Annotated in this window: 23 protein-coding genes; 13 read left to right on the top strand and 10 right to left on the bottom strand. The window is 73.9% G+C overall.

Translation table 11 applies throughout. The features are described 5' to 3' along the window. Positions 1–13: 13 nt before the first annotated feature. Positions 14–934: a succinate--CoA ligase subunit alpha gene (sucD, locus tag POD19_RS01220; RefSeq protein WP_044659020.1), complete on the top strand. Its 921-nt coding sequence runs from the start codon at positions 14–16 to the stop codon at positions 932–934. Between the two features lie 126 nt (positions 935–1060). On the opposite strand, the gene POD19_RS01215 is transcribed toward sucD, so the two are convergent. After that, positions 1061–2191, bottom strand: coding sequence for a VIT1/CCC1 transporter family protein (locus POD19_RS01215; RefSeq protein WP_144818768.1), 1131 nt, complete (start codon positions 2189–2191; stop codon positions 1061–1063). A 93-nt stretch (positions 2192–2284) separates the two neighbouring features. Here POD19_RS01215 and POD19_RS01210 point away from each other — a divergent pair, with 93 nt between their 5' ends. After that, positions 2285–2704, top strand: coding sequence for a YidH family protein (locus POD19_RS01210; protein WP_129867221.1), 420 nt, complete (start codon positions 2285–2287; stop codon positions 2702–2704). Positions 2705–2708: 4 nt separating this feature from the next. Further along, positions 2709–3032, top strand: coding sequence for a DUF202 domain-containing protein (locus POD19_RS01205; RefSeq protein ID WP_129867222.1), 324 nt, complete (start codon positions 2709–2711; stop codon positions 3030–3032). Between the two features lie 75 nt (positions 3033–3107). Here the strand turns inward: POD19_RS01205 and POD19_RS01200 are convergent, their stop codons facing one another. Together POD19_RS01200 and POD19_RS01195 are read right to left on the bottom strand one after the other, a co-directional pair. Further along, the gene (locus POD19_RS01200) at positions 3108–4301 is read right to left on the bottom strand and encodes an alcohol dehydrogenase catalytic domain-containing protein (RefSeq protein WP_098093545.1); all 1194 of its coding nucleotides are present in this window, start codon (positions 4299–4301) and stop codon (positions 3108–3110) included. Between the two features lie 218 nt (positions 4302–4519). After that, positions 4520–6016, bottom strand: coding sequence for a sodium:solute symporter (locus POD19_RS01195; protein WP_144818770.1), 1497 nt, complete (start codon positions 6014–6016; stop codon positions 4520–4522). 184 nt (positions 6017–6200) lie between these two features. Between POD19_RS01195 and POD19_RS01190 the strand changes: the two genes are divergently transcribed. From POD19_RS01190 to POD19_RS01175, 4 genes are all read left to right on the top strand, one after another. After that, on the top strand, positions 6201–6770 hold the full coding sequence (locus tag POD19_RS01190; RefSeq protein ID WP_144818772.1) for an XRE family transcriptional regulator: 570 nt from the start codon (positions 6201–6203) through the stop codon (positions 6768–6770). A 73-nt stretch (positions 6771–6843) separates the two neighbouring features. Then, the gene (gene speB, locus POD19_RS01185; protein WP_100058845.1) at positions 6844–7860 is read left to right on the top strand and encodes an agmatinase; all 1017 of its coding nucleotides are present in this window, start codon (positions 6844–6846) and stop codon (positions 7858–7860) included. Continuing rightward, a complete protein-coding gene (locus POD19_RS01180) occupies positions 7857–9575 on the top strand; it encodes a thiamine pyrophosphate-binding protein (protein ID WP_144818774.1) in 1719 nt (572 codons plus the stop codon). The genes speB and POD19_RS01180 overlap by 4 nt, the downstream gene beginning before the upstream one ends. A 258-nt stretch (positions 9576–9833) precedes the next feature. Next, positions 9834–10886 carry a dioxygenase family protein gene (locus tag POD19_RS01175; RefSeq protein WP_144818776.1) on the top strand — a complete coding sequence of 351 codons (1053 nt, stop codon included), beginning with the start codon at positions 9834–9836 and terminating at the stop codon, positions 10884–10886. A 55-nt stretch (positions 10887–10941) separates the two neighbouring features. On the opposite strand, the gene POD19_RS01170 is transcribed toward POD19_RS01175, so the two are convergent. Both POD19_RS01170 and POD19_RS01165 read right to left on the bottom strand, forming a co-directional pair. Next, entirely contained in the window at positions 10942–11466 is a 525-nt protein-coding gene (locus POD19_RS01170) for a pyridoxamine 5'-phosphate oxidase family protein (RefSeq protein WP_020621599.1), read from the bottom strand. A gap of 67 nt (positions 11467–11533) precedes the next feature. Then, positions 11534–12439, bottom strand: coding sequence for an inositol monophosphatase family protein (locus POD19_RS01165; RefSeq protein ID WP_020621600.1), 906 nt, complete (start codon positions 12437–12439; stop codon positions 11534–11536). Positions 12440–12521: 82 nt separating this feature from the next. Here POD19_RS01165 and POD19_RS01160 point away from each other — a divergent pair, with 82 nt between their 5' ends. From POD19_RS01160 to POD19_RS01150, 3 genes are read left to right on the top strand one after another with little or no spacing between them, the layout of a single operon-like run. Then, positions 12522–12968 carry a DUF6508 domain-containing protein gene (locus tag POD19_RS01160; RefSeq protein WP_020621601.1) on the top strand — a complete coding sequence of 149 codons (447 nt, stop codon included), beginning with the start codon at positions 12522–12524 and terminating at the stop codon, positions 12966–12968. A 27-nt stretch (positions 12969–12995) separates the two neighbouring features. Next, positions 12996–14216: an App1 family protein gene (locus tag POD19_RS01155; protein WP_100058769.1), complete on the top strand. Its 1221-nt coding sequence runs from the start codon at positions 12996–12998 to the stop codon at positions 14214–14216. Next, complete coding sequence (locus POD19_RS01150) at positions 14213–14659, top strand: acyl-CoA thioesterase (protein WP_002853740.1); 447 nt, start codon at positions 14213–14215, stop codon at positions 14657–14659. Before POD19_RS01155 ends, POD19_RS01150 begins: the two co-directional genes overlap by 4 nt. A gap of 140 nt (positions 14660–14799) precedes the next feature. Here POD19_RS01150 and POD19_RS01145 read toward each other — a convergent pair whose 3' ends face one another. The 3 genes from POD19_RS01145 to POD19_RS01135 all read right to left on the bottom strand — a co-directional run bounded on the left by POD19_RS01145 (position 14800) and on the right by POD19_RS01135 (position 18831). Continuing rightward, complete coding sequence (locus POD19_RS01145; RefSeq protein ID WP_101965717.1) at positions 14800–15858, bottom strand: hypothetical protein; 1059 nt, start codon at positions 15856–15858, stop codon at positions 14800–14802. 193 nt (positions 15859–16051) lie between these two features. Next, a complete protein-coding gene (gdhA, locus tag POD19_RS01140) occupies positions 16052–17392 on the bottom strand; it encodes an NADP-specific glutamate dehydrogenase (RefSeq protein WP_100058532.1) in 1341 nt (446 codons plus the stop codon). A gap of 221 nt (positions 17393–17613) precedes the next feature. Beyond that, positions 17614–18831, bottom strand: coding sequence for a glycosyltransferase family 4 protein (locus POD19_RS01135; RefSeq protein WP_070709353.1), 1218 nt, complete (start codon positions 18829–18831; stop codon positions 17614–17616). Positions 18832–18991: 160 nt separating this feature from the next. Here POD19_RS01135 and POD19_RS01130 point away from each other — a divergent pair, with 160 nt between their 5' ends. Beyond that, positions 18992–20356: a cell division protein PerM gene (locus tag POD19_RS01130; protein WP_239664476.1), complete on the top strand. Its 1365-nt coding sequence runs from the start codon at positions 18992–18994 to the stop codon at positions 20354–20356. Positions 20357–20366: 10 nt separating this feature from the next. Here POD19_RS01130 and POD19_RS01125 read toward each other — a convergent pair whose 3' ends face one another. Beyond that, complete coding sequence (locus tag POD19_RS01125; RefSeq protein ID WP_002853717.1) at positions 20367–20804, bottom strand: hypothetical protein; 438 nt, start codon at positions 20802–20804, stop codon at positions 20367–20369. 22 nt (positions 20805–20826) lie between these two features. On the opposite strand from POD19_RS01125, the gene purN reads away from it, so the two are divergent. Beyond that, positions 20827–21390 carry a phosphoribosylglycinamide formyltransferase gene (purN, locus tag POD19_RS01120; RefSeq protein ID WP_041102979.1) on the top strand — a complete coding sequence of 188 codons (564 nt, stop codon included), beginning with the start codon at positions 20827–20829 and terminating at the stop codon, positions 21388–21390. Here the strand turns inward: purN and POD19_RS01115 are convergent. Then, positions 21377–22798 (bottom strand): MFS transporter, encoded by a 1422-nt coding sequence (locus POD19_RS01115; RefSeq protein WP_144818778.1) that lies wholly within the window; start codon positions 22796–22798, stop codon positions 21377–21379. The genes purN and POD19_RS01115 overlap by 14 nt on opposite strands. 118 nt (positions 22799–22916) lie before the next feature. Between POD19_RS01115 and purH the strand changes: the two genes are divergently transcribed. Beyond that, complete coding sequence (purH, locus tag POD19_RS01110; RefSeq protein ID WP_144818780.1) at positions 22917–24608, top strand: bifunctional phosphoribosylaminoimidazolecarboxamide formyltransferase/IMP cyclohydrolase; 1692 nt, start codon at positions 22917–22919, stop codon at positions 24606–24608. The last annotated feature ends 187 nt before the right edge of the window (positions 24609–24795 follow it).

Here is a 24795-nt window from a genome sequence, read left to right as displayed (position 1 = left end):
TGAGGAAACAGCTATGTCGATCTACCTGAACAAGGACTCCAAGGTCATCGTCCAGGGCATCACCGGCGGTGAGGGCACCAAGCACACCCGCCTCATGCTCAAGGCCGGCACGAACATCGTGGGCGGCGTGAACGCCCGCAAGGCCGGCACCACCGTGTCCCACGAGGACAAGGACGGCAACGCCGTCGAGCTGCCCGTCTTCGGCACCGTCAAGGAGGCCATGGAGAAGACCGGTGCGGACGTGTCCGTGGCCTTCGTGCCGCCGGCCTTCGCCAAGGACGCCGCCATCGAGGCCATCGAGGCCGAGATCCCGCTGCTCGTGGTCATCACCGAGGGCATCCCGGTGCAGGACACCGCCGAGTTCTTCGCCCTGTCCCAGTCCAAGACCGGCGAGGACGGCAAGCCGAAGACCCGCATCATCGGCCCGAACTGCCCCGGCGTCATCACCCCGGGCGAGGCCCTGGCGGGCATCACCCCGGCCACCATCACCGGCTCCGGCCCCATCGGCCTCGTGTCCAAGTCCGGCACGCTGACCTACCAGATGATGTACGAGCTGCGTGACTTCGGCTTCTCCACCGCCATCGGCATCGGCGGCGACCCGATCATCGGCACCACCCACATCGACGCCCTCGAGGCGTTCGAGGCCGACCCGGACACCCAGGCCATCGTGATGATCGGTGAGATCGGCGGCGACGCCGAGGAGCGTGCGGCCGAGTTCATCAAGGCCAACGTCACCAAGCCGGTCGTCGGCTACGTGGCCGGCTTCACCGCCCCGGAGGGCAAGACCATGGGCCACGCCGGCGCCATCGTCTCCGGCTCCGCCGGCACCGCGCAGGCCAAGAAGGAGGCCCTCGAGGCCGCGGGCGTGAAGGTCGGCAAGACCCCGTCCGAGACCGCCCAGCTCATGCGGGAGATCCTGCAGGCCCAGGCCTGATCCCGCGGTGGGGGGCGCCGATGCCGGCGCTCCGCACCGGCAGGCGGATGCACCACGGCCCCTGTCCCTCGTCCTGAGGGGCAGGGGCCGTGTGCTGTGCGGGGCGGAGCAGGCGGTGGGCGCCCGTCAGCCCACGTTCGCGCCGAAGAGCAGGCCGAGCACGTACGTCACGGCGGCGGCGCCGTAGCCGATCGCGAGCTGGCGCAGGCCCCGGGCCAGCGGTGAGGAGCCGGACAGCAGCCCGACCACACCGCCGGTGAAGAGCAGGGCCGCGCCCACCATCGCCGCAGCCAGGCCCAGGGCCCACGGCCCGGACATGCCGAAGATGTACGGCAGGATCGGAATGAGCGCGCCGGAGGCGAAGAACGCGAAGCTGGACAGGGAGGCGCTCCACGCCGAGCCGATCTCCGCGAAGGAGTCCGAGTGGTCCACCGGCCCCTGGGAGCCGTCGGGACGGGCGGAGAACCGCGGGTTGCAGTCGCACGTGAGATAGCCGAGGCGCTCGAGCGCGCGGTGCTCGGCGTCCTCGGGCGTCATGCCGCGGGCCAGGTAGACGAGCGTGAGCTCGTTGTGGTCCAGGTCCAGGTGCTGGGCCGCCTCGAGGGTGATCTGGGTGGGGGAGGATGCCTCGAGCAGCTCCCGCTGGGACCGCACCGAGACGTACTCGCCGGCCGCCATGGACAGCGCGCCCGCCAGCAGGCCGGCCACGCCCGTGAACAGCACGACGGACGGCGCCACGCCCGTCGCGCCGATGCCCATCACGAGCGCCAGGTTGGAGACCAGCCCGTCGTTCATGCCGAAGACGGCGGCACGGAAGTTGCCTGCCAGCTGCTCGCGACCCCGGGCGGCGAGGCCGCGCACGACCTCCTCGTGGATGGCCTCGTCCGCCACCATGCCCTCGGGGGCGTCCTGGTCCTCCGCGTAGGGAGTGTCCGACTCGGCGCGCTGGGCCAGGGCCAGCACGAACACGGAGCCGAAGATCCGTGCGAGCCAGCGCAGCAGGACGCGGTGCAGGGAGGGGCGCGGCGGGTTCTCGGCGTGCTCGCCCAGGAGGGCCCGCCAGTGCTGTTCGTGGCGGCGCTCGGCCTCGGCGAGGCCGAGCAGGATGTCGCGCTCCACGCCGTCCTTGCGAGCGGCGATGTCGCGGTAGATCTGGCCCTCGGCGATCTCGTCGGCGAGGTAGCGGCGCCAGCGTCGGACCTGTTCGCGGGTCGGCTCGGGGCGTGCCGCGGGCGTGGCGGTGTGGGCGGGGCTCATGGGGCTCCATCGGATGGGCGGGCGGGGACGGGCGGCGCCGTCGCGGCCGGGCGCGCCCGACCGGCCAGTCTACGCCGTCGCTACCATGGCCGCATGGACGCAGCAGAGACCCCCGACGGCCCCGAGACCGCCGCCCACGACGGCGGCCGGCCGGCCTGGCAGCGCCGCCTCCTGGCGGGCGGGGAGGAGCCGGACCCCCGGTTCACGCTCGCCAACGAGCGCACGTTCCTGGCCTGGGTCCGGACGGCACTGGCGCTGCTGGCCGGCGGGGTCGCGGTGGAGGCGTTCACCGGTGCCCTCTTCGCGCCGCCGGTCCGGGTGGTGCTGAGCACGGTGCTGCTCGTCCTGGCGGCGCTGCTCGCCCTGGGCGCGGGTGCGCGCTGGCTCCGGGTGGAGCGGGCGATGCGCCACGGCCGTCCGCTGCCGCTGCCGCTGATCGTCCCGGTCCTGGCGGGGGGCGTCGTGCTGGCGGTCGTGGTGCTGCTGGCCGCCGTCGTCCTGCCGCGGGGCTGAGACGATGCGCCTGCATCACGACCCGGGGCTGCAGCCCGAGCGCACCGTGATGAGCTGGGGCCGCACGGTCCTGGCGCTGGGCGTCCTCAGCCTCACGTTCCTGAGGTGGTGGCCGGCCGTCGGCGGGTGGGCGTTCGGGCCTGCAGTGGTGGCGGCCGTCGGCGGGGCGGCGGTGCTGGCCACGCAGCGCCGGCGCTACGTGGCGCAGGCGGACGGGATCGCGCGGGAGCAGGCCCGACCGGCCCTGGCGTCGGTGGCCTGCATGGTCGCGTTGGTGGTGGGCTTGGCGGCCCTCGGGATCACCGCCACGTTGCTGCACGCGGCCTGATCCGCGGACGACGACGGCGCCCCTGACCTGCGCGGGCAGGTGAGGGGCGCCGTCGTGCCTGCGGAGGCGGACCGCTCAGCGGGCGATCATGCCGTGGGGGTCGATGACGAACTTCTCCAGGGAGCCCTGGTCGAACTCCGCATAGGCCTGCGGTGCCTCGTCCAGGCTGATCACGCGCGGGTTGACCATCTCCGTCAGGTACGGCATCCGATCCCACAGGATCGACATCATCAGCTGGCGGTTGTAGCGCATGACGGGCGCCTGGCCGCCGATGATGTGGGGCGACTTGATCCAGGCCTTGCCGAAGTCCACCGGGAAGGTGCCCTCCTGCTCGGCCTTCGTCTCCGCGATCGGGTCCGGCCCGTAGATGCCGATGATGCCCGTGGCGCCGCCCGGACGGGTGATGTCCAGGACCTGGTTCACGGCGGCGATCGGCTGCATCTCATCGGACGCGGAGCCCAGGCCGTGGGCCTCGGAGCCGACGCAGTCCACCGCGCAGTCCACCATCGGCTCGCCGAGGATGTCGTTCACGGCGTCCTGCAGGTTCTCCGTGGTGGAGAGGTCGATGGTCTCGCAGCCGTGCTTGCGCACCAGCTCCAGCCGCGAGGCGTCCTGGTCGCCCACGATGATGCACGAGGCGCCCAGCAGCCGAGCGGCGGCCGCGGCGCACCGGCCCACGGGGCCGGCACCGGCGATGTAGACGGTGGAGCCGGGCTTGGCGCCGGCCTCCACGAGGCCGTGGAACGCCGTCGGGAGGATGTCCGAGAGCACGGTCAGATCCAGGATCTTCTCCATCGCCTGCTCCTGGTCCGGGAAGCGCAGCAGCTGGAAGTCGGCGTACGGCACGAACAGGTACTCGGCCTGCCCGCCCTGGAAGCCGCCCAGATTGAAGCCGTAGGCGGCGCAGGCCTGGTCCGGGTTGGCGGTCTCGCAGATCTCGGTCCGGCCGGCGCGGCAGTTGCGGCAACGGCCGCAGGCCACGTTGAACGGCACGGAGACGAGGTCGCCCTCCTGCAGGAACTGGACGTCGCTGCCGACCTCCAGCACCTGGCCGGTCATCTCGTGACCCAGCACCATGCCCTCGGGGGCGGGGAAGGACCCGCGGTAGATGTGCAGGTCGCTGCCGCAGATGTTGGTCGCGATGATCTTGAGGATGACACCGTGCGGGGCGGCGGAACCGTCGGGCATCTCCAGCTTGGGGAAGTCCAGCTCGTCGACGCGCACGTCCTTGATGCCGTGGAATGCCACGGCGCGGTTCTTGGTGGTCATGAGAACTGTTGCCTTTCTGTCTCCAACGAGGCCACGACGGGGCGGGAGACGGGGCGAACCCGAGGGGGAGTCCCGGTCTCAGGCTGTACGGAGACACTAGGGGCCGGGGGGAGCCCGCGGGAAGGGTCGCCCGCCGCCGCCCGCCGCACCGCATGGCCTCGGCCATCGTGTGGGCGTCGGAGGATCACAGGCCCCGGGGTCGTCGGCCAGAGGCACTCTCAGACCGCGGCGTCGACGCCGTGGCGGGAGCGCACCCGCCAGGCCTCGAGGACCGCGGGGTCGGTGGGCCGGGTCATCAGGCTGAGGAGGACGTACACGACGGCGGAGGCGGCCAGGCCGACGTAGATCGGCTCGTTCGCGAAGACGCCCTCGAAGGGCTCGGCCGCGTTCAGCTCGAGCCAGCCCATGGTGCCGAGGGTGCCCACCGTCCCGACCACCATGGACCACAGGGCCGCCGTGCCGGTGCCGCGCTTCCACACGAGGCCGCCGACGATCGCGACGAACAGGCCGCCCACGAGGATGTCGTACGCGATGGTCAGGGCCGCCACCACGTCCGGGACGACGATCGCCAGCCCCAGCACGACGGCGCCGAGCAGCATCACCCAGCCGCGGTTCGAGGCGAGCTCCGCCGCGGTCTCCGAAGCCTCGTCCTCGGAGGTGGCGCCGTCCTCGGCGGCGGTGGCCTCGCCGCGGAGGATCGGGAGGATGTCGGTGCGCATCACGGTCGAGGCCGCGATGATCGCCCCTGATGCGGTGGACATCATGGCCGCGACGGCGGCCGCCAGGGCCACGCCGCCCACGCCGACGGGCAGCAGGTTCTGGGCGACCCACGCGAACACGTCGTCCGTGGTGGCGATGTCCGCGGTCACCGTGCGGGCGGCCATGCCGATCACGGCGCCGGCGACGCCGTAGGCGATGCAGTACAGCCCCGCCGTGGCGCCGCCGATCTGAGCCACGCGCGGGGAGCGGGCCGTGAAGACGCGCTGCCAGACGTCCTGGCCGATCAGCAGGCCGAGGGTGTAGATCACGAAGTAGGTGACGATCGACTGCACGCCGATCCCGTCCCAGCTGAAGAACTCGGCGCCCAGGCGCTGCTGCATGGCGCTCCAGCCGCCGGCGTTGGCCAGGGAGAGGGGGAGCATGAGGGCGAACAGGCCGATGGTCATGATGAGGAACTGGGCCATGTCGGCCAGGGTGATGGACCACATGCCGCCGAGCACGGAGTAGGCCAGCACGATGCCGCCGCCCACCAGGACGGACAGCCAGCGGTCCCAGCCGAAGAGCACCACGAAGATCGACGCGTAGGCGCCCGTGGAGGTGGCGGCGAGCATGAGCGTGTAGGCGAGCATCACGAAGGAGGAGGCGTGGGAGGCCCCGCCGCGGCCGTACCGCAGGCGCAGCATCTGCGAGACGGTGTAGATCTTCAGGCGGGCCAGGATCGGGGCGAACGCCACCGACAGGATGAGCACGCCGACGCCGATGGCGGCCACGAGCCACGCGCCGGAGAGCCCGAACTCGTAGCCCAGGCCGACGCCGCCCACGGTGGCGGCGCCGCCGAGCACGACGGCGGCCATGGTGCCGGTGAACAGCACCGGCCCGAGGCGGCGGCCCGCCACGAGGTAGTCCTCCGAGCTGGCGGCGCGGGTCTTGCCCCACCAGCCGAAGGCGAGCATGCCGACCAGGTAGACGGCGACGATGGTCAGGTTGAGAGTCACGGGCGGTCCTTGGAGCGAAGGGATCCGAGGCGCCGGGATGCGGTGCGCCGCGGCGGGACAGAAGAGATCAGCGTGTTGCCGATCACACGATCCGGGTCTACGGTAAACACATGTTGCTTATCAGACAACATGTCGTCCAGGGTGACGTCGGCGGTGTCGCCTGGCCGACGTCGGGAGGAGCGCGATGAAGGCCCTCCCGCTCGAGACCGCGCCGGGCCAGGCGCTGATCGGCCGTCGGCTGCGTGCGCTGCGCGAGGCGCGGCGGCTCACCGTGGCCCAGCTGGCCGAGGCGGCCGGCGTCAGCAAGGGCTTCCTCTCCCGCCTCGAGCGGGACCTGACGAGCCCGTCCGTGAGCACGCTCGTGACCCTGTGCCAGGTGCTCGGCGCGAGCCCGGGCGACGTCCTGGACGCGCCCGAGGTGACGGTCGTGCGCCTCACCGACGCCCCCGCGGTCAGCCTCGGCGGCGAGGGCATCCGCGAGCGCCTGATCACCCCGCGCGGCAGTCGTGACCTGCAGATCCTGCGCGCTGACATCGCGCCGCGCGGCCGCGGGGAGGCGGAGCTGTACACCGTGGACTGCCGCGTGGAGGCGGTGCACCTGGTCACCGGCCGCCTCGAGCTGCGGACCACCGAGGCCGTGCACCTGTTGGAGGAGGGGGACACCGTCACCTTCCCCGGCCGCGAGCCTCACTCGTGGGCCAATCCGGACGACCGCCCCGCCGTCGTGCTGTGGACCCTCGTGGGCCACGCGTGAACCGTGCGACACGCCCGCGCCGGACAGCCCAGACCGACCAAACCGAACCGAACCGCCCAGAGAGGACATCCAGATGCTCGAGATCCCCCGCGTCGAGGACAACGGCCGCCTCGGCCCCGTGAACTCCGCCCTCGTGCCCCGCTACGGCGGCGCCCCCACCTACGCGCTGCTGCCGCGCCTGGACGAGGCGGCCGCGGCCGGCGTCGCCCCGGAGATCAAGGTGGTCGGCGTGCCGTTCGACGCCGGCGTCTCCTACCGCCCCGGTGCACGCTTCGGGTCCGGCCACGTGCGGCAGTCCTCGCGGCTGCTGCGCCCGTACAACCCCGCCACGAACACCTCGCCCTTCGCGCAGGCCCAGGTGGTGGACGCCGGGGACATGGCGGTGAACCCGTTCGACATCGGCGAGGCCATCGAGGCGATCCAGCAGGACGCGATGGACCTCACCGAGGACGGCTCCTCGCTCATGACCATCGGCGGCGACCACACCATCGCGCTGCCGCTGCTGCGCGCCGCCTCCGCCCGGGCGGGCGAGCCCGTGGCCCTGCTGCACTTCGACGCCCACCTGGACACGTGGGACACCTACTTCGGCGCCGAGTACACCCACGGCACGCCGTTCCGCCGCGCCGTGGAGGAGGGGATCCTGGACACCGAGGCCATCTCGCATGTGGGCACGCGCGGTCCGCTCTACGGCAAGAAGGACCTCGACGACGACCACCGCATGGGCTTCGGCATCGTCACCTCCTCGGACGTGTTCCGTCAGGGCGTGGACGAGATCGTGGACCAGCTGCGCCAGCGCATCGAGGGTCGGCCGCTCTACATCTCGGTGGACATCGACGTCCTCGACCCCGCGCACGCGCCGGGCACCGGCACCCCCGAGGCCGGCGGCATCACGAGCCGCGAGCTGCTCGAGATCCTGCGTGGGCTGCGCGGGCTCGACATCGTGGGCGCAGACCTGGTGGAGGTGGCCCCGGCCTACGACCACGCCGAGCTGACCGGCGTCGCCGCCTCCCACGTGGCCTACGACCTCATCTCCCTGATGGCCGACCGCCGCGCCACCCGCGCGGCCGCCGGTGAGGAGCCGGGCCGATGACGGACGAGCAGACGACGACGGCGGCGGCTCCGCGGCGCAACGGCGGCGACCTCGCCGTCGAGACGCTCCACGCCCTGGGTGCACGGACGGTCTTCGGCATCCCGGGCCAGCACGCCCTCGGCCTCTTCGACGCCCTGTCCCGCTCCCGCCTGGAGTTCGTCTCGAACCGCGTGGAGAACAACGCCGCCTTCGCCGCGGACGGGTACGCCCGCGCCACCGGTGAGGTCGGCGTCCTGTTCCTGTCCACCGGCCCGGGCGCCCTCACCTCACTGGCCGGCCTGCAGGAGGCCTACGCGACCGGTGTGCCGATGCTCGTGATCGCCTCGCAGATCCCGCTGTCCGGGCTCGGTGCCCGGCGCAAGGGCATGCTGCACCAGCTGGACGACCAGAAGGCCTCGGCCCGCAACGTCACCAAGGCCCAGTTCACGGTCCACCACGCCTCGGGCATCCCGTCCGCCATCCAGGACGCGTGGGCCGAGGCCGTCACCGTGCCGCAGGGACCGGTGTGGGTCGAGATCCCGCAGGACGTGCTGCTCGGCGAGGTCATGGTGCCCCCGGTCGAGGACGCCCTGGCCGTGCCCTACGACCACCCGCCGCGCGCCGAGCTCGTGGCCGAGTCCGTGCGCTGGCTGCGCGGGGCCGGGCGGGTGGCGATCGTGGCCGGCGGCGGCGTGCGCCGCTCCGGCCGGGCCGCGATGGCGAGCCTGCGGGAGGTCGCGGAGCTGCTCCAGGCACCCGTGGTCTGCTCGCCGGGCGGCAACACCGCCTTCCCGTGGGAGCACCCGCTCAGCCTCGGCGGCTGGGTGGAGGACCGCCTCGTCACGGACCTGCTCGAGGACGCGGAGGTGCTGCTCGTGGTGGGCTCCTCGCTCGGCGAGGTCACCTCGAACTACTTCACCCTCGAGCCGCGCGGCCGCCTCATCCAGGTGGACGCGGAGCCGCGCGTGCTGGAGACCAACCACCCCACGCTGGGTGTGCGCGCCGACGCCGGCCAGGCGCTCGAGGCGCTCGCCGCGGCGCTGCGCGAGTCGGGCTCGGTGGCGCAGGACGCCGCCGTCTGGCATGGCCGCACCCCGGCCGAGGTGGTCGCCGACGTCAACGCACGGATCGGCGCCCGGCTCGACGCCCAGGACCTCGGCGTGGAGCGCCGGCTCCTGGCGGACATCCGGGCCGCCGTCCCGTCGACCATGCAGACGTACTGGGACATGACCATCGCCGCCTACTGGGCGTGGAACTGCTGGGACGCGCAGGACGGCGAGTTCCACTCGGCGCAGGGCGCCGGGGGGCTCGGCTACGGGTTCCCGGCCGCGTTCGGCGGCGCGGTGGGCCTGGCACACCAGGGCCGCACCGGGATCGACGGGCGCGTGCTCGCCGTCGCCGGCGATGGCTCGGCGATGTACTCCCTCGCCGAGCTCGCGGCCGCCAGGCAGCACGGCGCGGCGGTGACGTGGCTGATCATCGACGACGGCGGGTACGGCATCCTGCGCGAGTACATGGAGGGCGCGTTCGGCAAGGCCACGGCCACCGAGCTCGACCGGCCGGACTTCCAGGCCCTCGCCGCCTCCTTCGGCGTGCCCGCCGAGACGGTGGGAGTGGAGGACGTGCGCGGCGCGCTCGAGCGCGCGTTCCAGGCGGACGGGCCGAACGTCGTCGTGGTGCAGACCCGCCTGGCGATGTGGGCGCCGAGCCACCTGGGGGAGGCCCCGGAGGTCTGACGCGGCCCGGCGCCGGAATCGCTGACTCGACCCTGAGAGTGTGCGCCACCTTTCCAGGTGCATGTTTCAGCAACGGAGCTGGACCGGCAGGTAGTTGAGGCGTCGACCGAGGCGCCGGCGGTCCCGCCCGTGTCAGAAACCGCCCAGGAGATGTCCTGGAACCATCCCGCCGATCTCACGAAAACGTCCGGCATCCGTTGCCATGCTGGCCTCTCGACGCGGTCCGCCACCCGGCGGGCGCCCCACGAGAGGAGCTCCATGGCCCCCTGGCTCCCGACCCGCTCCCGTCGTCCCTTCCCCCAGGTCTCCGAGGGAGGCGAGGCCCCCGCCGTCACGCCCACCTTCGAGGGCCGGGCCTTCCACCGCCCGGCCGAGGACGTCGAGGACCAGGGCGCCGCCTTCGACGTCGGCACGCTCGTCTCCCGCCGCAACGCGCTGGGCATCTTCGGCGCGGGGGCGGGAGCCCTCGTCCTCGCCGCGTGCGGTGTCCAGGAGGGCGCCTCGTCCTCCTCCGGCTCGACGTCGGCGAGCGCCGGCTCCTCGTCACCCGCGGCCTCCTCCTCGTCGGCGGCGAGCGCCTCGCCGTCCGCCACCCTGACCGAGATGGTCACCGAGAACGCAGGCCCGTACCCGGGCGGCGGCTCCAACGGCCCGGACGTGCTCGACGCGTCCGGCATCGAACGTTCCGACCTGACCACGAGCATCGACACGGGCACCGCCGCCGAGGGCGTCCCGCTGAGGGTGACGATGAACGTGATCGACATGGCCAACGGCGACGCCGCCATGACCGGCGCCGCCGTGTACCTCTGGCACGCCGACGCGCAGGGCCGCTACTCGATGTACTCGGACGGCATCACGGAGGAGACCTACCTGCGCGGCGTCCAGGTGGTGGGCGACGACGGCACGGTCACCTTCACCACGGTGTGGCCCGGCTGCTACGACGGCCGGTGGCCCCACCTGCACTTCGAGGTGTTCCCGGACAAGGCGTCCATCACGGACGCGACGAACAACGTCCTCACCTCCCAGATCGCCATGCCCGAGGAGCAGTCCGCGCAGGTCTACGCCACCTCGGCCTACGACGGGTCCACGGAGAACTTCGCCGACGTCAGCCTCGAGACGGACAACGTCTTCTCGGACGGCTACGAGACGCAGCTGCCGCAGATCACGGGCTCCGTGGAAAAGGGCTTCGCCATCACCATCGACGTCCCGATCGACACCACCACTGAGCAGGAGCAGGGCGGGATGGGCGGGCCCGGCGGTGGCCAGCCCCCGGCGGGCGGCGAGGGCGGCCAGCCCCCGGCGCAGCCCTGAGCCCGGCGGACGTGGGCTGAGCCGTCCGGCTCAGCCCACGCGTCCTGCCGGCGGCTCAGTCGGTCTGGGACTCGTTGCGCTCGGGGTGCGGGCCGAACACGAAGTGGCGGCCGGACACGCGCTGGACGTCCACGCGGACGTAGAAGTCCTTCAGCGTCGGCACCCACGGTTCGATGCCGAGGGACTCGGCCTCCGCGATCTCCGCCTCCGTGTCCAGGCGGCGCGCGGTGCCGTGCACGAGCACGGACCAGGCCTGGTCGGCCAGGATCCCGTCGGCCTGCACCACGACGCGCGGGTTCACCGTGAGCTCGGCGAGCTTCGAGCCGGGCGCGGTGCGGAAGTAGATGGCGCCGTCGTGGGCCCGCACGTTCACCGGCACGATGTCCGGCCGCCCGTCCACGGCCAGCCCGAGGCGCGCGTGGCCCACGCGGCCCAGCAGTCGCCAGACCTGGTCCTCGTCCAGCACCAGGACGGCCTCGCCGTCCGGGTGCTCGAACATCAGGTGGTCCCCGGGCTCCGCGACCGGATCGGGGCGCTGCATCGACGGGGCGTCGTCGGTGTCGTGGTGCTGCTGGGTCATCGGGGCCTCCTGGCATGCCGGGACGGGCGCCGTCGGGCGCGGCGCTGAGATCGGGCTCATATCCACTCTATACATGGTCGGTCGCCCGCGAGGCGACGATGTCACCCAGCACCGCCGCCGTCGTCGGCGCCTCGCGGCCCGGGGCGACGGCGAGCGCGAACGGGCACGTGTGGGCGCGCGGGCCGTCGTCGACGAGCCGGCCCGACGACGGCGCGGCCGGGTCCGGCGTGAGCCACCTGCCCCCGGCGCGGCGCAGGATCAGCTGCCCCGCCGCGACGTCCCAGGGCTTGGTGTCCACGTACAGCGCGGCGTCGGCCCAGCCCGCCGCCGTGTGGGCGAGCTCGAGGGCGCCGGAGACGGTGCGGCGCACGGTCGCGTGGGCGGTCACGAGCCGCCCGAAGCGGCGCAGCGCGTCCTCGCCCTCGCGCGCGAGCGCCTCGCCCGCCGGATAGGAGGTCACGAGGTTCTGGGCGCGCTCGCCGCCGGCCGGCGCCGGCCGGCCGACCTCGGCCAGCGGGCGCTCCGGCCCGTCGCCGCGGGTGAGGTAGGCGCCGTCCGCGTCGGCGGAGAACGCCAGCCGGCCCACGGGGTCCAGCACGACGCCGGCCACCACCTCGCCGTCGACCTCGGCGGCCAGGGACACCGAGAACATCGCGAAGCCGTGTGTGAAGTTGGAGGTGCCGTCGATGGGGTCGACGATCCAGGTCAGCCGGGCGGCCTCACCGGTGCCGGCCTGCGCCCCGAGCTCCTCGCCGAGCACGCCGGAGCCGGGGACCGCCGTCGTGAGCGCGGCGACGAGCCGGGCCTCGGTGTGTCGGTCGTGCACGGTGACGAGGTCGTGGTGCGTGGTCTTGGCCTCGGGCCCGATGGCGGTGGGGGAGCGGAAGGCGGCGGCGAGGTCGCCGACGACCGCGCGGGCGGCGTCGAGGGCGATCGCGCGCAGCTCGGCGGGGCGGGGCAGGGCGGGGCTCATGCCCCGAGCCTAGGCGGGGGCCCGGACACGTCGGACCGCACGCGAGACAATGGGGCCGACCCCCCCGAGCAGAGGAGCCGCCATGACCGAGCACCCCCTCCCGACCCCCGACGACGACGCCACCCTCACCGGCCCGCAGACCCCCACGCCCCAGCGCGTGGCCGCCGTGCGTGCGCTGCGCGAGCTGCTCGCCGCCGGCTACGGCACCGAGGCCCGGCCGATCGCCTCCTACGGCGCCCCCGCGCCCGGCACCCTCGGCGGCGTCTACCCGGACTACGACGACCGCGTGTTCCCCGGCCTCGTGGCCGCGCAGGAGCTGGCGGGCATCGACGTCGACTACCTGCGGAACGTGGACCGGGTGAGCGAGGCCGGCATCGCCGAGGCGTCCCTGGCCGACCTCGGCACGCTGTTCACCTACCTGGTGCGCGGCGAGCGGTTCGCGGACGGGCACGTGGCCGCCGCGATCGAGAACGGCAAGGTCGGCCGCATGCTGGACCGCCTGACCGCGCTGGTCCCCGAGATCCGCTGAGAGCGCACGGTGCGGAATACTGGGCGCATGCCCGCAGCCTCCGACGCCCCCACGCCCGCGCCCCGGCGCGGCCGCCTGGCCCCTTCCGGTGACCCCACTCCCGTGGAGAACGTCGCCACGCACCTGCAGGAGGGGTGGAACCGTTGGCACCGCGCCCGCGCGCTGCGTGCCGGCAACGTGCCGACGGTCATGGCGTTCACGGGCTACGGCAGCACCAGCTGGGTGCGGATCCTCTCCCGTGTGGTGATCGCCTCCGACGAGGAGTTCATGAACGGCCGTCGGCTGTCGAAGGTGGTGGCGGACGGCGTGCGCGGCTGGCGCAACTTCGTGGCCCCGCCCATGGCCTACGCCGAGGTGGAGGTGCAGGTGGGGGACCTGCGCACCACGGTGCGCACGGACCGGATGGGCGTCGTCGACGTCGTGCTGGACGTCGAGCTGGAGCCCGGCTGGCAGACCGCCACCCTCCACGTCGGCGGCCAAGAGGAGCACGCCGTCATGGACCTGTACATCTGCGAGCCGGGCGCGCGGATCGGCCTGGTCTCGGACATCGACGACACCGTGGTGGTCACCTCGCTGCCCCGCCCCCTGCTGGCGGCCTGGAACTCGTTCGTGATCGACGAGCACGCCCGCACGCCCACTCCGGGGATCGCCGTGCTGCTGCGCCGGATCGCCGAGCTCGAGCCGAAGGCCCCCGTGCTGTACCTGTCCACGGGGGCGTGGAACGTGGCGCAGACCCTCACCCGCTTCCTGGGCCGCAACCTCTACCCGCTCGGCGCTCTGCTGCTGACCAGCTGGGGGCCCACGAGGGACCGCTGGTTCCGTTCCGGTCAGGAGCACAAGAGGGTCCAGCTCGAGCGCCTCGCCGAGCAGTTCCCGGACATCCAGTGGATCCTGGTGGGCGACGACGGCCAGCACGACCCCGAGATCTACGCCGAGTTCGCGCAGCGCCACCCCGACCGGGTCAAGGCGATCGTCATCCGGCAGCTGACCCCCTCGCAGGCGCTGCTCGCGGGCGGCCGGGCGGAGGACACCCGCCATTCCACCCCGGGCATCCCGTGGTGCTACGGCCCGGACGGGGCCACGCTGTCCAATCAGCTCGAGGACCTGGGCATCCTGCCCGTCGAGTTCGTGGACGTGCAGCCCGAGGCCTGGCGCGAGGACATCCTCGGCGACGACGAGGCGCCGGCGACCCTCGACGCCGCGGCGCAGCGCGACGACCGGTCCACGGACGAGGAGGCCGCCCGATGACCGCCTCGCGCTCCGTCGAGGTCCGCATCCCGCTGCGCTGGGCGGACATGGACGCCTATGGCCACGTGAACAACATCGCCGTGGTGCAGCTGCTGGAGGAGGCCCGCGTGGCGGCCTTCGGCGTGCCCGCGAACACCGGCGCCGGTGGCGGGCAGGCCCCGCCGATCGACCTGCTCGAGGGGGTGGCCCCCGGTGTGCGGACGTTCATCTCCGAGCACACCGTGAAGTACCGGGCCCAGATGCCCTACCGCCCCGTGCCGCTGCGCGTGGTGGTGAGCGTGGACGCCGTGAAGGCCGCCTCGGTGCACGTGGGCTACGCCCTGCACGACGGCGTCGACGACACCCTCTGCGCCACCGCGACGTCCGTCATGGTGTTCGTCGACGGGCAGACGGGCCGCCCCGTGCGCATCAGCCCCGAGCAGCGGGCGGCCCTGGCCGGCTGAGGTGGGCCGAGGTGGGCTGCTGACCGCCCGACAGCCGCCCAGCGACATCACCGCCGTGCAGAGTGGCTGCGATGTCGCAGAGCGGAGGTCCGCCGCTCGGGCTCGCCGAGTCGAGACAGGGCCCGTGGGACGGCCGCGGATCAGACCGAGCGGGGGACGCCCGCGGCGGTGAGGATCCGCGCCAGCCGGTCCGGCCGCAGGAGGTCTCCCCACGTCCAATGCGCGCCCGCCCGGGTGACCAGCTGCAGGGCCACCTCCCGTTCCTTCTCCCGGCGGATGCTGGCGCGGCGGGCCGTGTCGTCACCGTCGAAGAACGACAGGTCGTACTTGCCCAGCCCGTCGAACTCCCCGTACACCCGCACCTGCTCCCACCAGAAGTCCGTGCGGGCCACCGCGCGTCCGTTCGCATCCCGGTGGCGATGCTGCAGCGCCGTGGGCGGGACGAAGCCGAGCTCGTGGATGCTGGCCCGGCTGTAGGACTCGCCGGCGGATTCCGCCCGCGCGTCCGCGAAGTGCCAGGCCCGCTCGAATCGGCGGAGGGCGGCCGCGGATTTGAGTCGGCTCTCCGCCTGCCTCGCCCAGCGTGCGGCCTCCTCGGGCCGGGCTCGGACGAGCGCGTCCAGCGGGGCCACGGCGTCGCGGAACGGGGTGGCCGCTCCGAGCACCAGCAGCACCGTGGGCAGCGGATCCGCCAGGACGGTTCCCAGGCTCTGCCCGTCCGACAGGACGGCCTCGACCGGCTGAGGCGCGGCGGGGGCCGCCTCCGGCAGCCCCCACCGGGGTCGGCGGCGCGGCGGGACGGGAAGCCGGCGATCGTGGGCCACCACGGAGGGGGCGAAGGGACGGCGGGTCAGCGGACCGGCGCCGTGATGCCCGGGCGAGGGGGCGCGCAGCTCGAGCACGGGCGGCTCGACGGCCGGCCCCAGACCGTGCAACCGGGCCGCGGTCAGGCCCGTGAACACCGTCGCGGGGCGGGCGATCGAGAGGGCGACGGCGGACACGACCGCCCTGTCCCACGGACGCAGCGCGGCCCAGTCGCTGACGCTGATGTAGACGCGCGGGCAGAGCCGCACGAGGACCCCGCGGGTCCAGGCGCGTTCGAGACGGCGCCGCGCCGCCCCGTCGTGAGGGTCCGCCGCGCTGAGCAGGGGCCCGCGTCCCGGGAGCAGCGCACGCGAGTGGTCGGAGAGCAGGGTCATGCGGCCCAGTCTCGTGGGCCCGTCGGGGGCGCGACGGGTCGGCCGCGCCGGCGGTGGAGGGCACCCGACGTCGGGGGGCCTGTGCAGGAGCCGGGCGCCCTTGAGCGACCGCCGCCCTGCGACATCACCGCGCGTCAGAACGGCGGTGATGTCGCAGGGCGGCGGAGGATCACGGAAGGGACAGGGCCGGGCCTCAGACCACGCCCTGGGCGATCATCGCGTCGGCGACCTTGATGAACCCGGCGATGTTCGCCCCCGCCACGTAGTTGCCGGGCGTGCCGTACTCCTCGGCGGTCTCCACGCAACGGTCGTGGATGTCACGCATGATCTGCTCGAGCCGGTCGTGGGTGTAGTCGAAGTTCCACGAGTCCCGCGAGGCGTTCTGCTGCATCTCCAGCGCCGACGTCGCCACGCCGCCCGCGTTGGCGGCCTTGCCCGGGCCGAACAGCGTCCCGGAGTCGACGAACAGGTGGGAGGCCGCCTCGGTGCAGGGCATGTTCGCGCCCTCGGCCACGGCCTTCACCCCGTTCTTCAGCAGGGTCCGCGCGGCGGACTCGTCGAGCTCGTTCTGGGTGGCACACGGCAGGGCCACGGTGCCCTCGACGTCCCACACGCTGCCGCCGGTCACGTAGCGGGACCGCCCGCCGCGGCGCTCGGCGTACTCGGAGATGCGGGCACGCTCGACCTCCTTGATCTGCTTGAGCAGGTCCAGGTCGAGGCCGTCCGGGTCCACGATGTAGCCCGAGGAGTCGGACGCGGTGAGCACGGTGGCCCCGAGCGCGGCGGCCTTCTCCGCGGCGTAGATGGCCACGTTGCCGGAGCCGGAGATCAGCACCTGCTGACCGTCCATGGATTCGCCGCGCGTGCGGAGCATGGAGTCGATGAACATCACGGCGCCGTAGCCGGTGGCCTCGGTGCGGACCAGCGAGCCGCCCCACGTCAGGCCCTTGCCGGTGAGGGCGCCGGCCTCGAAGCGGTTGGTCAGTCGCTTGTACTGGCCGAACATGTAGCCGATCTCGCGGGCGCCCACGCCGATGTCGCCGGCCGGCACGTCCGTGTGCTCACCGATGTGGCGATGCAGCTCCGTCATGAAGGACTGGCAGAACCGCATGATCTCGCGGTCGGACTTGCCCGCGGGGTCGAAGTCCGAGCCGCCCTTGCCGCCGCCGATCGGCATGCCGGTGAGCGAGTTCTTGAAGATCTGCTCGAAGCCCAGGAACTTGACGATCCCGAGGTACACGGAGGGGTGGAAGCGCAGCCCGCCCTTGTACGGGCCGAGCGCCGAGTTGAACTCCACGCGGAACCCGCGGTTGACCTGCACGACGCCGGCGTCGTCGATCCACGGGACGCGGAAGATGATCTGGCGCTCCGGCTCGCAGAGGCGGTGCATGACCCCGGCCTCGACGTACTGGGGGTGGCGCTGCATCACCGGTCCCAGCGCCTCGAACACCTCGGACACCGCCTGGTGGAACTCGGCCTCGCCGGGGTTGCGCGCGAACACTTCGTCGCGCAGGGTCTCCAGAGACTCATTCATGGTGTCCTCCTCGGACGTCGGGGTAGAGACGCCCCGCGGTGCCCCCCGTGGCGCGCCGCGGTCGGAGGAGGCCGCGGTGCCTGACGCCCATCCTGACAGGGAGCGCGCTCTGTTACCGAAATGATACGCGGGCCACTCCGGGCCCCGCGTTCGGCTCAGCGCGGGCCTTCCACGGTCGCGTCGTTGACGAGGTCGGCCAGGCGGGCGACGTCGGCCGGGGTTCAGCCGAACACGCGCGCGGCCAGCAGCGACGGCGCCGTCAGCAGCCGGCGGGCCAGCTCCACGCGGCGGCGCTCCTGCACCGCGATCGCCTTCTCGTAGTAGCCCACGAGCTGCTCGCACAGCACCGGCCAGGTCCGGCCCTGCACCGACGCCCACGCCGCGTCGGCGAACGCGGCCCGCTTGACGTCGTCGTACACGAGGTCCGCGACGTGGCGGCGCAGCTCGTCCAGCTCGCCGGGCGGGTAGAGCCAGCCGGTGCGGGAGGCGTCCACGATGTCGAGGGGGCCGCCGCGGCCGACGGCGACGACGGGCACGCCCGAGGCCATCGCCTCCTGCAGCGTCTGGCCGAAGGTGTCGGACTCGCCGGGGTGCACGAACAGGTCCAGGCTGGCCACGTGGCGCGCGAGGTCCTCGCCCCCCTGGAAGCCGGCGAAGTGCGCGCCGGGCAGCTCCCGCTCGAGCTGTTCGCGCAGCGGCCCGGAGCCGATGACCACGAGGCGGGTGCCCGGCAGGTCCGAGAGCACCCGCAGGTCCCCGACCTGCTTCTCGTGCGCCAGCCGCCCCACGAAGCCCACGAGCTTCTCGCCGTTCGGGGCGAGCTCGGCGCGCAGCGCCTCGTCCCGCTTGGCGGGATGGAATCGGCGGGAGTCGACGCCGCGGCCCCACAGGTGCACGCGTCGCACCCCCTGGCGGTGCAGCTGCCGGACGGTGAACGACGACGGCGCGAGCGTCAGCGTGGCCATGTTGTGCAGGCGCGCCACGTGGCTCCACAGGACGTCCTCCAGCCACGGGGCGCCGTACCGGGCCGCGTAGCCGGGGACCTCGGTCTGGTAGACGGCCACGGAGGGGATGCCGAGCTCCTCGGCCGCCTGCACCGCGCGCCAGCCCAGCACGAAGGGGGAGGCGATGTGCACCACGTCCGGGGCGAAGTCGGCGAGCATGCCGCGCAGCCGGCCCACCGTGCCGGCGGCCACCCGCACAGAGGCGTACCCGCTCAGGGGCACGGAGGGCAGGGTGCGCACGGGGAAGCCCTCGACCTCGCGGGGGGCCTCACCGGCGCCCGCGCGTTGGGTCCACCCGGCGGACCACGAGGCAGCCGGGGCGATCACCATCGCCTCGTCGCCCCGCTCCCGCAGGTGGCGCAGCACCTGGAGGATGGAGTTGGTGACCCCGTTCATATGGGGCAGGAACGATTCGGCGACCACGACGACACGCACGTGGCCGACGCTAAGGACCCCGGACCACGGCCGGGGCACCCGCCGACGACGGCCCGGTGACCCCGCGATGAACTCTCGGGTCCGGTGACGGTCGTCGCACCGGCCCGCGCGGCCCGCCCCCGTCCAGGCGCCGCCCGGAGTCGGGTGGCACCATGGACGGGTGAGTTCCCGCCCCGCTGCGCCCCGTCTGCTGCGCCCCGTCCCCCTGCCGCTGTGGCTGCAGGGGGTGGTCGAGGCGCTCGTCACGGCGATGATCAGCCTGCTGGCGGTCATGGTCCCCACCCTCGCGGTGTGGGCCACGGGCGGGTTCGAGCGGCCGACCATCGAGGGCGCCGTCCAGGTGGGCGGCGTCCTGTGGCTGGCCCTGCACGCGGTGCCCGTCACCGTGGCCACGGCCATGCCCACCGCGCCGGATCACCTCATCACCGGCACGGCGTGGCTCGTGCCGTGGGGCCTGACCCTGGTCCCGCTCGCGCTGTCCTGGCGGGCCGGCCGGCGCCTGGCCCGCGCGTCCTACCGGGACCAGGCGTGGCAGGCCTTCGTGGGCGCGGTGGGGGCCTACGCCCTGGTGGGGCTGGCCGTGGCGTTCCTGCCCGGCACGGACGAGCTGACGGCCCACCCCGCCCCGGCGGCGCTGCTGCCCGCCCTGCTCTTCGGCGTCGCCGCCCTCGCGGGGGCGCGGCGCGAGGCCGGCACCTGGGCGCACCTGATCGGCCTGGACCTCACGGAGCGGATCTCGCGGCGCTCGCAGTACGAACGCTGGGCCGGCTCGTACGCGTGGTCCGTGGTGCGCGCCGCGGCCGTCGCCGTGCTCGCCCTGACGGGCCTGAACGCGCTGCTCGTGGCGGGGCGGCTGGCCGTCGAGTGGGCCGCCGTCGTCACCGTGGCCCAGGCGATCGGGGGCGGCCCGCTGGGCGGCCTGCTGGTGGCGCTGCTGCAGATCGGCTGGCTGCCCACGTTCACCGCGTGGTCGATCGCGTGGACGGCGGGCCCGGGGTTCTCCGTGGGCGCGGACAGCCTCTACTCCGTGTTCGGCGCGACGCCTGCCACCGCGCCCGCCCTCCCGGCGCTGGGTGCGCTGCCCGGGACGTGGTCGCCGTGGCAGCTGCTCCTGCTGGCCGTGCCGATCGGCGCCGGCGCCGTGGCCGGCGTGTGGCTGCTGCGGGAGGGGGAGAACCACCTCGACGACTGGCTGCACGCCCGCCACGGCAGCCGCGCGGTGTCCCTGACGCTGTCCACGCTGGCCCTGGCCGTGCTCACCGGCCTGCTCACGGGGCTGCTGCTGCTCGTGCCGCTGGCCCTCACCTCCGGGACGCTCGGGCTCGGCACGCTGACGGACATCGGCTCCCACGTCTGGGCGGTGTGCGCCGCCGTCGCCGGGTGGGTCGCGCTGGGCTGCGCCGCCGGCTACCTCACGGCCCTGGCCGTGGCCGGGCACCGGGACGGGACGACGACGGTGCCGCGGTCCGGCGACCGCGCCTCGGGCCCGCGCGACCGGCCGTCTCCGCGCCGGGCGCGGGACTGACGCCCGCGGCTCAGGGCCGCAGCTGGGGCACCCCCGTGCGCTCCTCCACCTGACGGGTGAACTCGTCCGCGCACGCCTGCTGCGCCCGCACGGTGAGCGCGGAGGCGCCGCACTGCTCGAGCTGGACCGTCGCGTCCCACGCGAGCAGCGGCAGCGCCGCCGTCGTCATGCCCACCAGCGCCATCGCCATGCCGGCGGACGCCACCGCGCGGGGCAGCCCCGAGCGCTCGGCGCCGCGGCTCGTGACCCACACGCGCACGCCGAGCACGAGGGCGACCAGCCCCAGCGCGAGGGCGATCAGCTTCCACGGCAGCACGAGGGAGAAGGAGAGCACCATCCCCAGCAGCGCCACGGACTGCCACAGCAGGGCACGGCCGGTGCGGACGCGGCCGGGGTCCGGGGCGCCCTGCGGCGGGCGGGGCGGGGAGGAGGGAACGGGGGCGGACACCCCCTCACCCTACGATGGGCGCATGCGCATCGTTGCCCTCGTCTCCGGTTCCGGCACCAACCTGCAGGCCGTCCTCGACGCCGTCGCCTCCGGCGCCCTGGACGTGGAGATCGCCGCGGTGGGCGCCGACGTCGCCGACGCCGGCGGCCTGGAGCGCGCCCGCGCCCACGGGATCGAGACGTTCGTGGTGTCCCCGAAGGACCACGCGGACCGGCGCGCGTGGGACGAGGCGCTCGCGGACGCCGTCGCCGCCTACGCGCCGGACTGGGTCGTGTGCTCCGGGTTCATGCGGATCCTGGGCGCCCCGCTGCTCGAGCGGTTCGACGGCCGCATCCTCAACACCCACCCGGCCCTGCTGCCCTCCTTCCCGGGGGCCCACGGCGTCCGGGACGCGCTGGCGCACGGGGTGAAGGTCACCGGCTGCACCGTGCACGTGGTGGACGCGGGCGTGGACACCGGCCCGATCCTCGCCCAGGCCGCGGTGCCCGTGCTGGACACGGACACCGAGGCCGAGCTGCACGAGCGCATCAAGGTCCAGGAGCGGGCCCTGCTGCTGCGCGTGCTCGGCGAGCTCAGTCGGCGCTGACCTCGAGGGCGCGGCCGCGGGTCTCCGGGGCCAGCGCCAGCATCGCCGCGCAGGCCAGGACCACGAGCCCGCCGGTGACGGCGAACGCCCCCGGCAGCCCGAGGGCGGGGACCAGCGTGCCCACGAAGAGCAGCGGACCCAGGCCCGCGCCCACCCGCGAGGCCGCCGACGCCCAGCCGAAGCCGGAGGCGCGCAGCGTCGTCGGGTACAGCTCGGAGACGTACGTGTAGAGCACCGGGATCGCGACCTGCACCACGAAGCCGAACGCCAGCACGAGCGGCAGCACCGCGGCGGGCACGTCCAGCACGCTCGCCAGCCAGACGGTCAGGGCGCTCGCGACGACGGCGCTGACGGCCAGCAGCCAGCGGCGGCCGGTGACCTCGATCAGCACGGTGGCCACGACCACGCCGAGCAAGCCGGCCGCGGCCATGCCGGAGGTCATGATGAAGGCGCGGCCCTCCGCGTAGCCGGCGTCGATGAGGAACGTCGGCAGCCACTGCAGCGCGATGTAGTAGACGAGCATGATGGCCACGAACAGGGCCCAGGCGACCGCGGTGATGCGCGGGGAGAACCGCCAGACCGCGGCGAGCTGCGCGCCGACGCCGCCGGAGCGGGCCGGCTCGGCCGGGGGCATCGTGTAGGGCCGACGGGGCGCGCCGGTGGCCGCCACCATGCGGTCGATGACGGCGCGGGCCTCCGTCTCGCGGCCCCGGCTCATCAGGAACAGCGGGGACTCGGGGATGCCCAGGCGCACGACGAACACGAGCAGGGCCGGCAGGACCATGGCCAGCAGGGGCAGGCGCCAGTCGCCCCACGTGCCCACGAGCCAGGCGGAGACGAGGCCGCACAGCGCGGCGCCGACGGGCCACCAGCCGTCCATCGCGGCCAGGACGCGGCCGCGCAGGCGGCGCGGGGTGAACTCGCCCACGAGCGCGTAGTCCACGGGGATCGTGCCGCCCAGGCCCATGCCGGCCACGAACCGGAACAGCGCGAACCACAGCAGGGAGTCCGTCAGCGCGCCCGCGATCGTGAACACGGAGAAGATCGCCAGCGTCCACGCGAACGCCGCCTTGCGCCCGATGCGGTCCGCGATGGTGCCCCACAGGAACGCGCCCACGGCCATGCCGATGAGGTTGGCGGTGCCGATCCACGCGGCGTCGGCCTTGTCCAGGGCCCACTCCTCGCGCAGCAGCGGGATCATCACGCCGTTGAGCGTGACGTCCCATGCGTCGAACATGAAGCCCAGGCCGCCGATCAGGAAGATGCGTCCCTGGACGGACCAGCGCCACGGCAGCTCCTGGACGACCGCCTCGCCGGTGGGCAGGGCGACGTCGGGGGCGACGACGTCGGGCGCGGGCCCGGGGTGCGCGCCGTCGGCGCTGGGGCGGGGCGGGGTGGCGGAGGACATGGTCGGCTCCCGTTCGTCGGGTGGGTGGGGGCGGTCCGTCACACGGCCGCCTGGGCCATTATGCGGCCCGGCCTATGCTGGAGGACGCACCCGGACCCCCTCGAAGGAGCGCCCCCTCGTGACCTCTGCCCAGCCCACCACCACCGTCCTGGACACGGTGCCCCTGAAGCGGGCCCTGATCTCCGTGTACGACAAGACCGGCCTCGAGGAGCTCGCCACCGGGCTCCACGCCGCGGGCGTGCAGATCGTCTCGACCGGCTCCACCGCCCAGCGCATCGCCGCCGCCGGCGTGCCGGTGACCGAGGTCGCCGAGGTCACCGGGTTCCAGGAGTGCCTGGACGGCCGCGTGAAGACGCTGCACCCGCGCGTGCACGCGGGCATCCTGGCGGACCGTCGTCGCGAGGACCACGTGACCCAGCTGCGCGCGCTCGAGGTGGAGCCGTTCGACCTCGTCGTCGTGAACCTCTACCCGTTCGTGGACACCGTGAACTCGGGCGCCGCGGAGGACGCCGTCGTCGAGCAGATCGACATCGGCGGGCCGTCCATGGTGCGCGCGGCGGCGAAGAACCACGCGTCCGTGGCGATCGTCGTGGACCCGGCCCGCTACGGCGAGGTCGTCCAGGCTGCCCAGTCCGGCGGCTTCGACCTGCGTGCCCGCCGGCGCCTGGCCGCCCTGGCCTTCGCCCACACCGCGGCGTACGACAACGCCGTGGCCGCCTGGACCGCCGCCCACTTCGGCGAGGACACGCACGCCGACGAGATCCCCGTGTTCCCGCCCTACGCCGGCTTCTCCCTCGAGCGCGCGCAGATCCTGCGCTACGGCGAGAACCCGCACCAGCCCGCGGCGCTGTACCTGGACTCCTCGGCGGCCCCCGGCATCGCGCAGGCCGAGCTGCTGCACGGCAAGCCGATGAGCTACAACAACTACGTGGACGCCGACGCCGCGGTGCGCGCCGCCTTCGACCACCCGGTCCCGGCCGTGGCGATCGTCAAGCACGCCAACCCGTGCGGCGTGGCCGTCACGGACGAGGGCACGGACATCGCGCAGGCGCACGCCAAGGCCCACGCGTGCGATCCGGTCTCCGCGTTCGGCGGCGTGATCGCGGCCAACCGCCCCGTCACCGCCGCCATGGCCGCCCAGGTGAAGGACGTGTTCACGGAGGTCGTCGTGGCCCCGGCGTTCGAACCCGAGGCCCTGGAGATCCTCTCCACCAAGAAGAACCTGCGCCTGCTGAGCCTGCCCGAGGGCTTCCTGCGGGACGCGGTGGAGGCCAAGCAGGTCTCCGGCGGCATGCTGCTGCAGATCGCGGACGCGGTGGACGCGGACGGCGACGACCCGGCCACCTGGACCCTCGCCGCCGGCCCGGCCGCCGACGAGGCCGTCCTGGCCGACCTGGCCTTCGCGTGGCGCGCCGTGCGCGCGGCCAAGTCCAACGCCGTGCTGCTGGCCCACGACGGCGCCACGGTCGGCGTGGGCATGGGCCAGGTCAACCGCCTCGACTCCTGCCGCCTGGCCGTCGAGCGCGCCAACACCCTGGGCGCCGCGCAGACCGGCGGGCAGGACGTGAGCAGCGCCGGCGGCGCGGAGAACGTCTCCGGGGAGGGGGCCCCCGAGCGGGCCCGCGGGTCTGTGGCCGCCTCGGACGCGTTCTTCCCGTTCGCGGACGGGCTGCAGATCCTCATCGACGCCGGCGTGAAGGCCGTCGTCCAGCCGGGCGGCTCCGTCCGGGACGAGGAGGTCGTGGCCGCGGCCGAGGCCGCCGGCGTGACCCTGTACCTGACCGGGGCGCGCCACTTCTTCCACGGCTGAGCGCGGCGGGCCGGTCGTGAGGAGCCCCTCGGCCTGGTCGTCTACTTCTTCATCGCCCAGGCCGTGCTCGGCATCTGAGCCGGCCACGATCCACGCCGCCGTCGTCGGAGGGCGCCCCCGCCGACCCGACGCCCCCCTGGTGCCCGGGCGACCCCGTCCGGCCCGGCGAGGGCACCGGCGACGGCCG

This window comes from Micrococcus sp. GPGPB33, assembly GCF_037853785.1.
Taxonomy (GTDB): Bacteria; Actinomycetota; Actinomycetes; order Actinomycetales; family Micrococcaceae; genus Micrococcus; species Micrococcus luteus.
The sequence above is the reverse complement of the archived record's forward strand: the minus strand, read 5'-3'. Positions and strand labels throughout refer to the sequence as shown.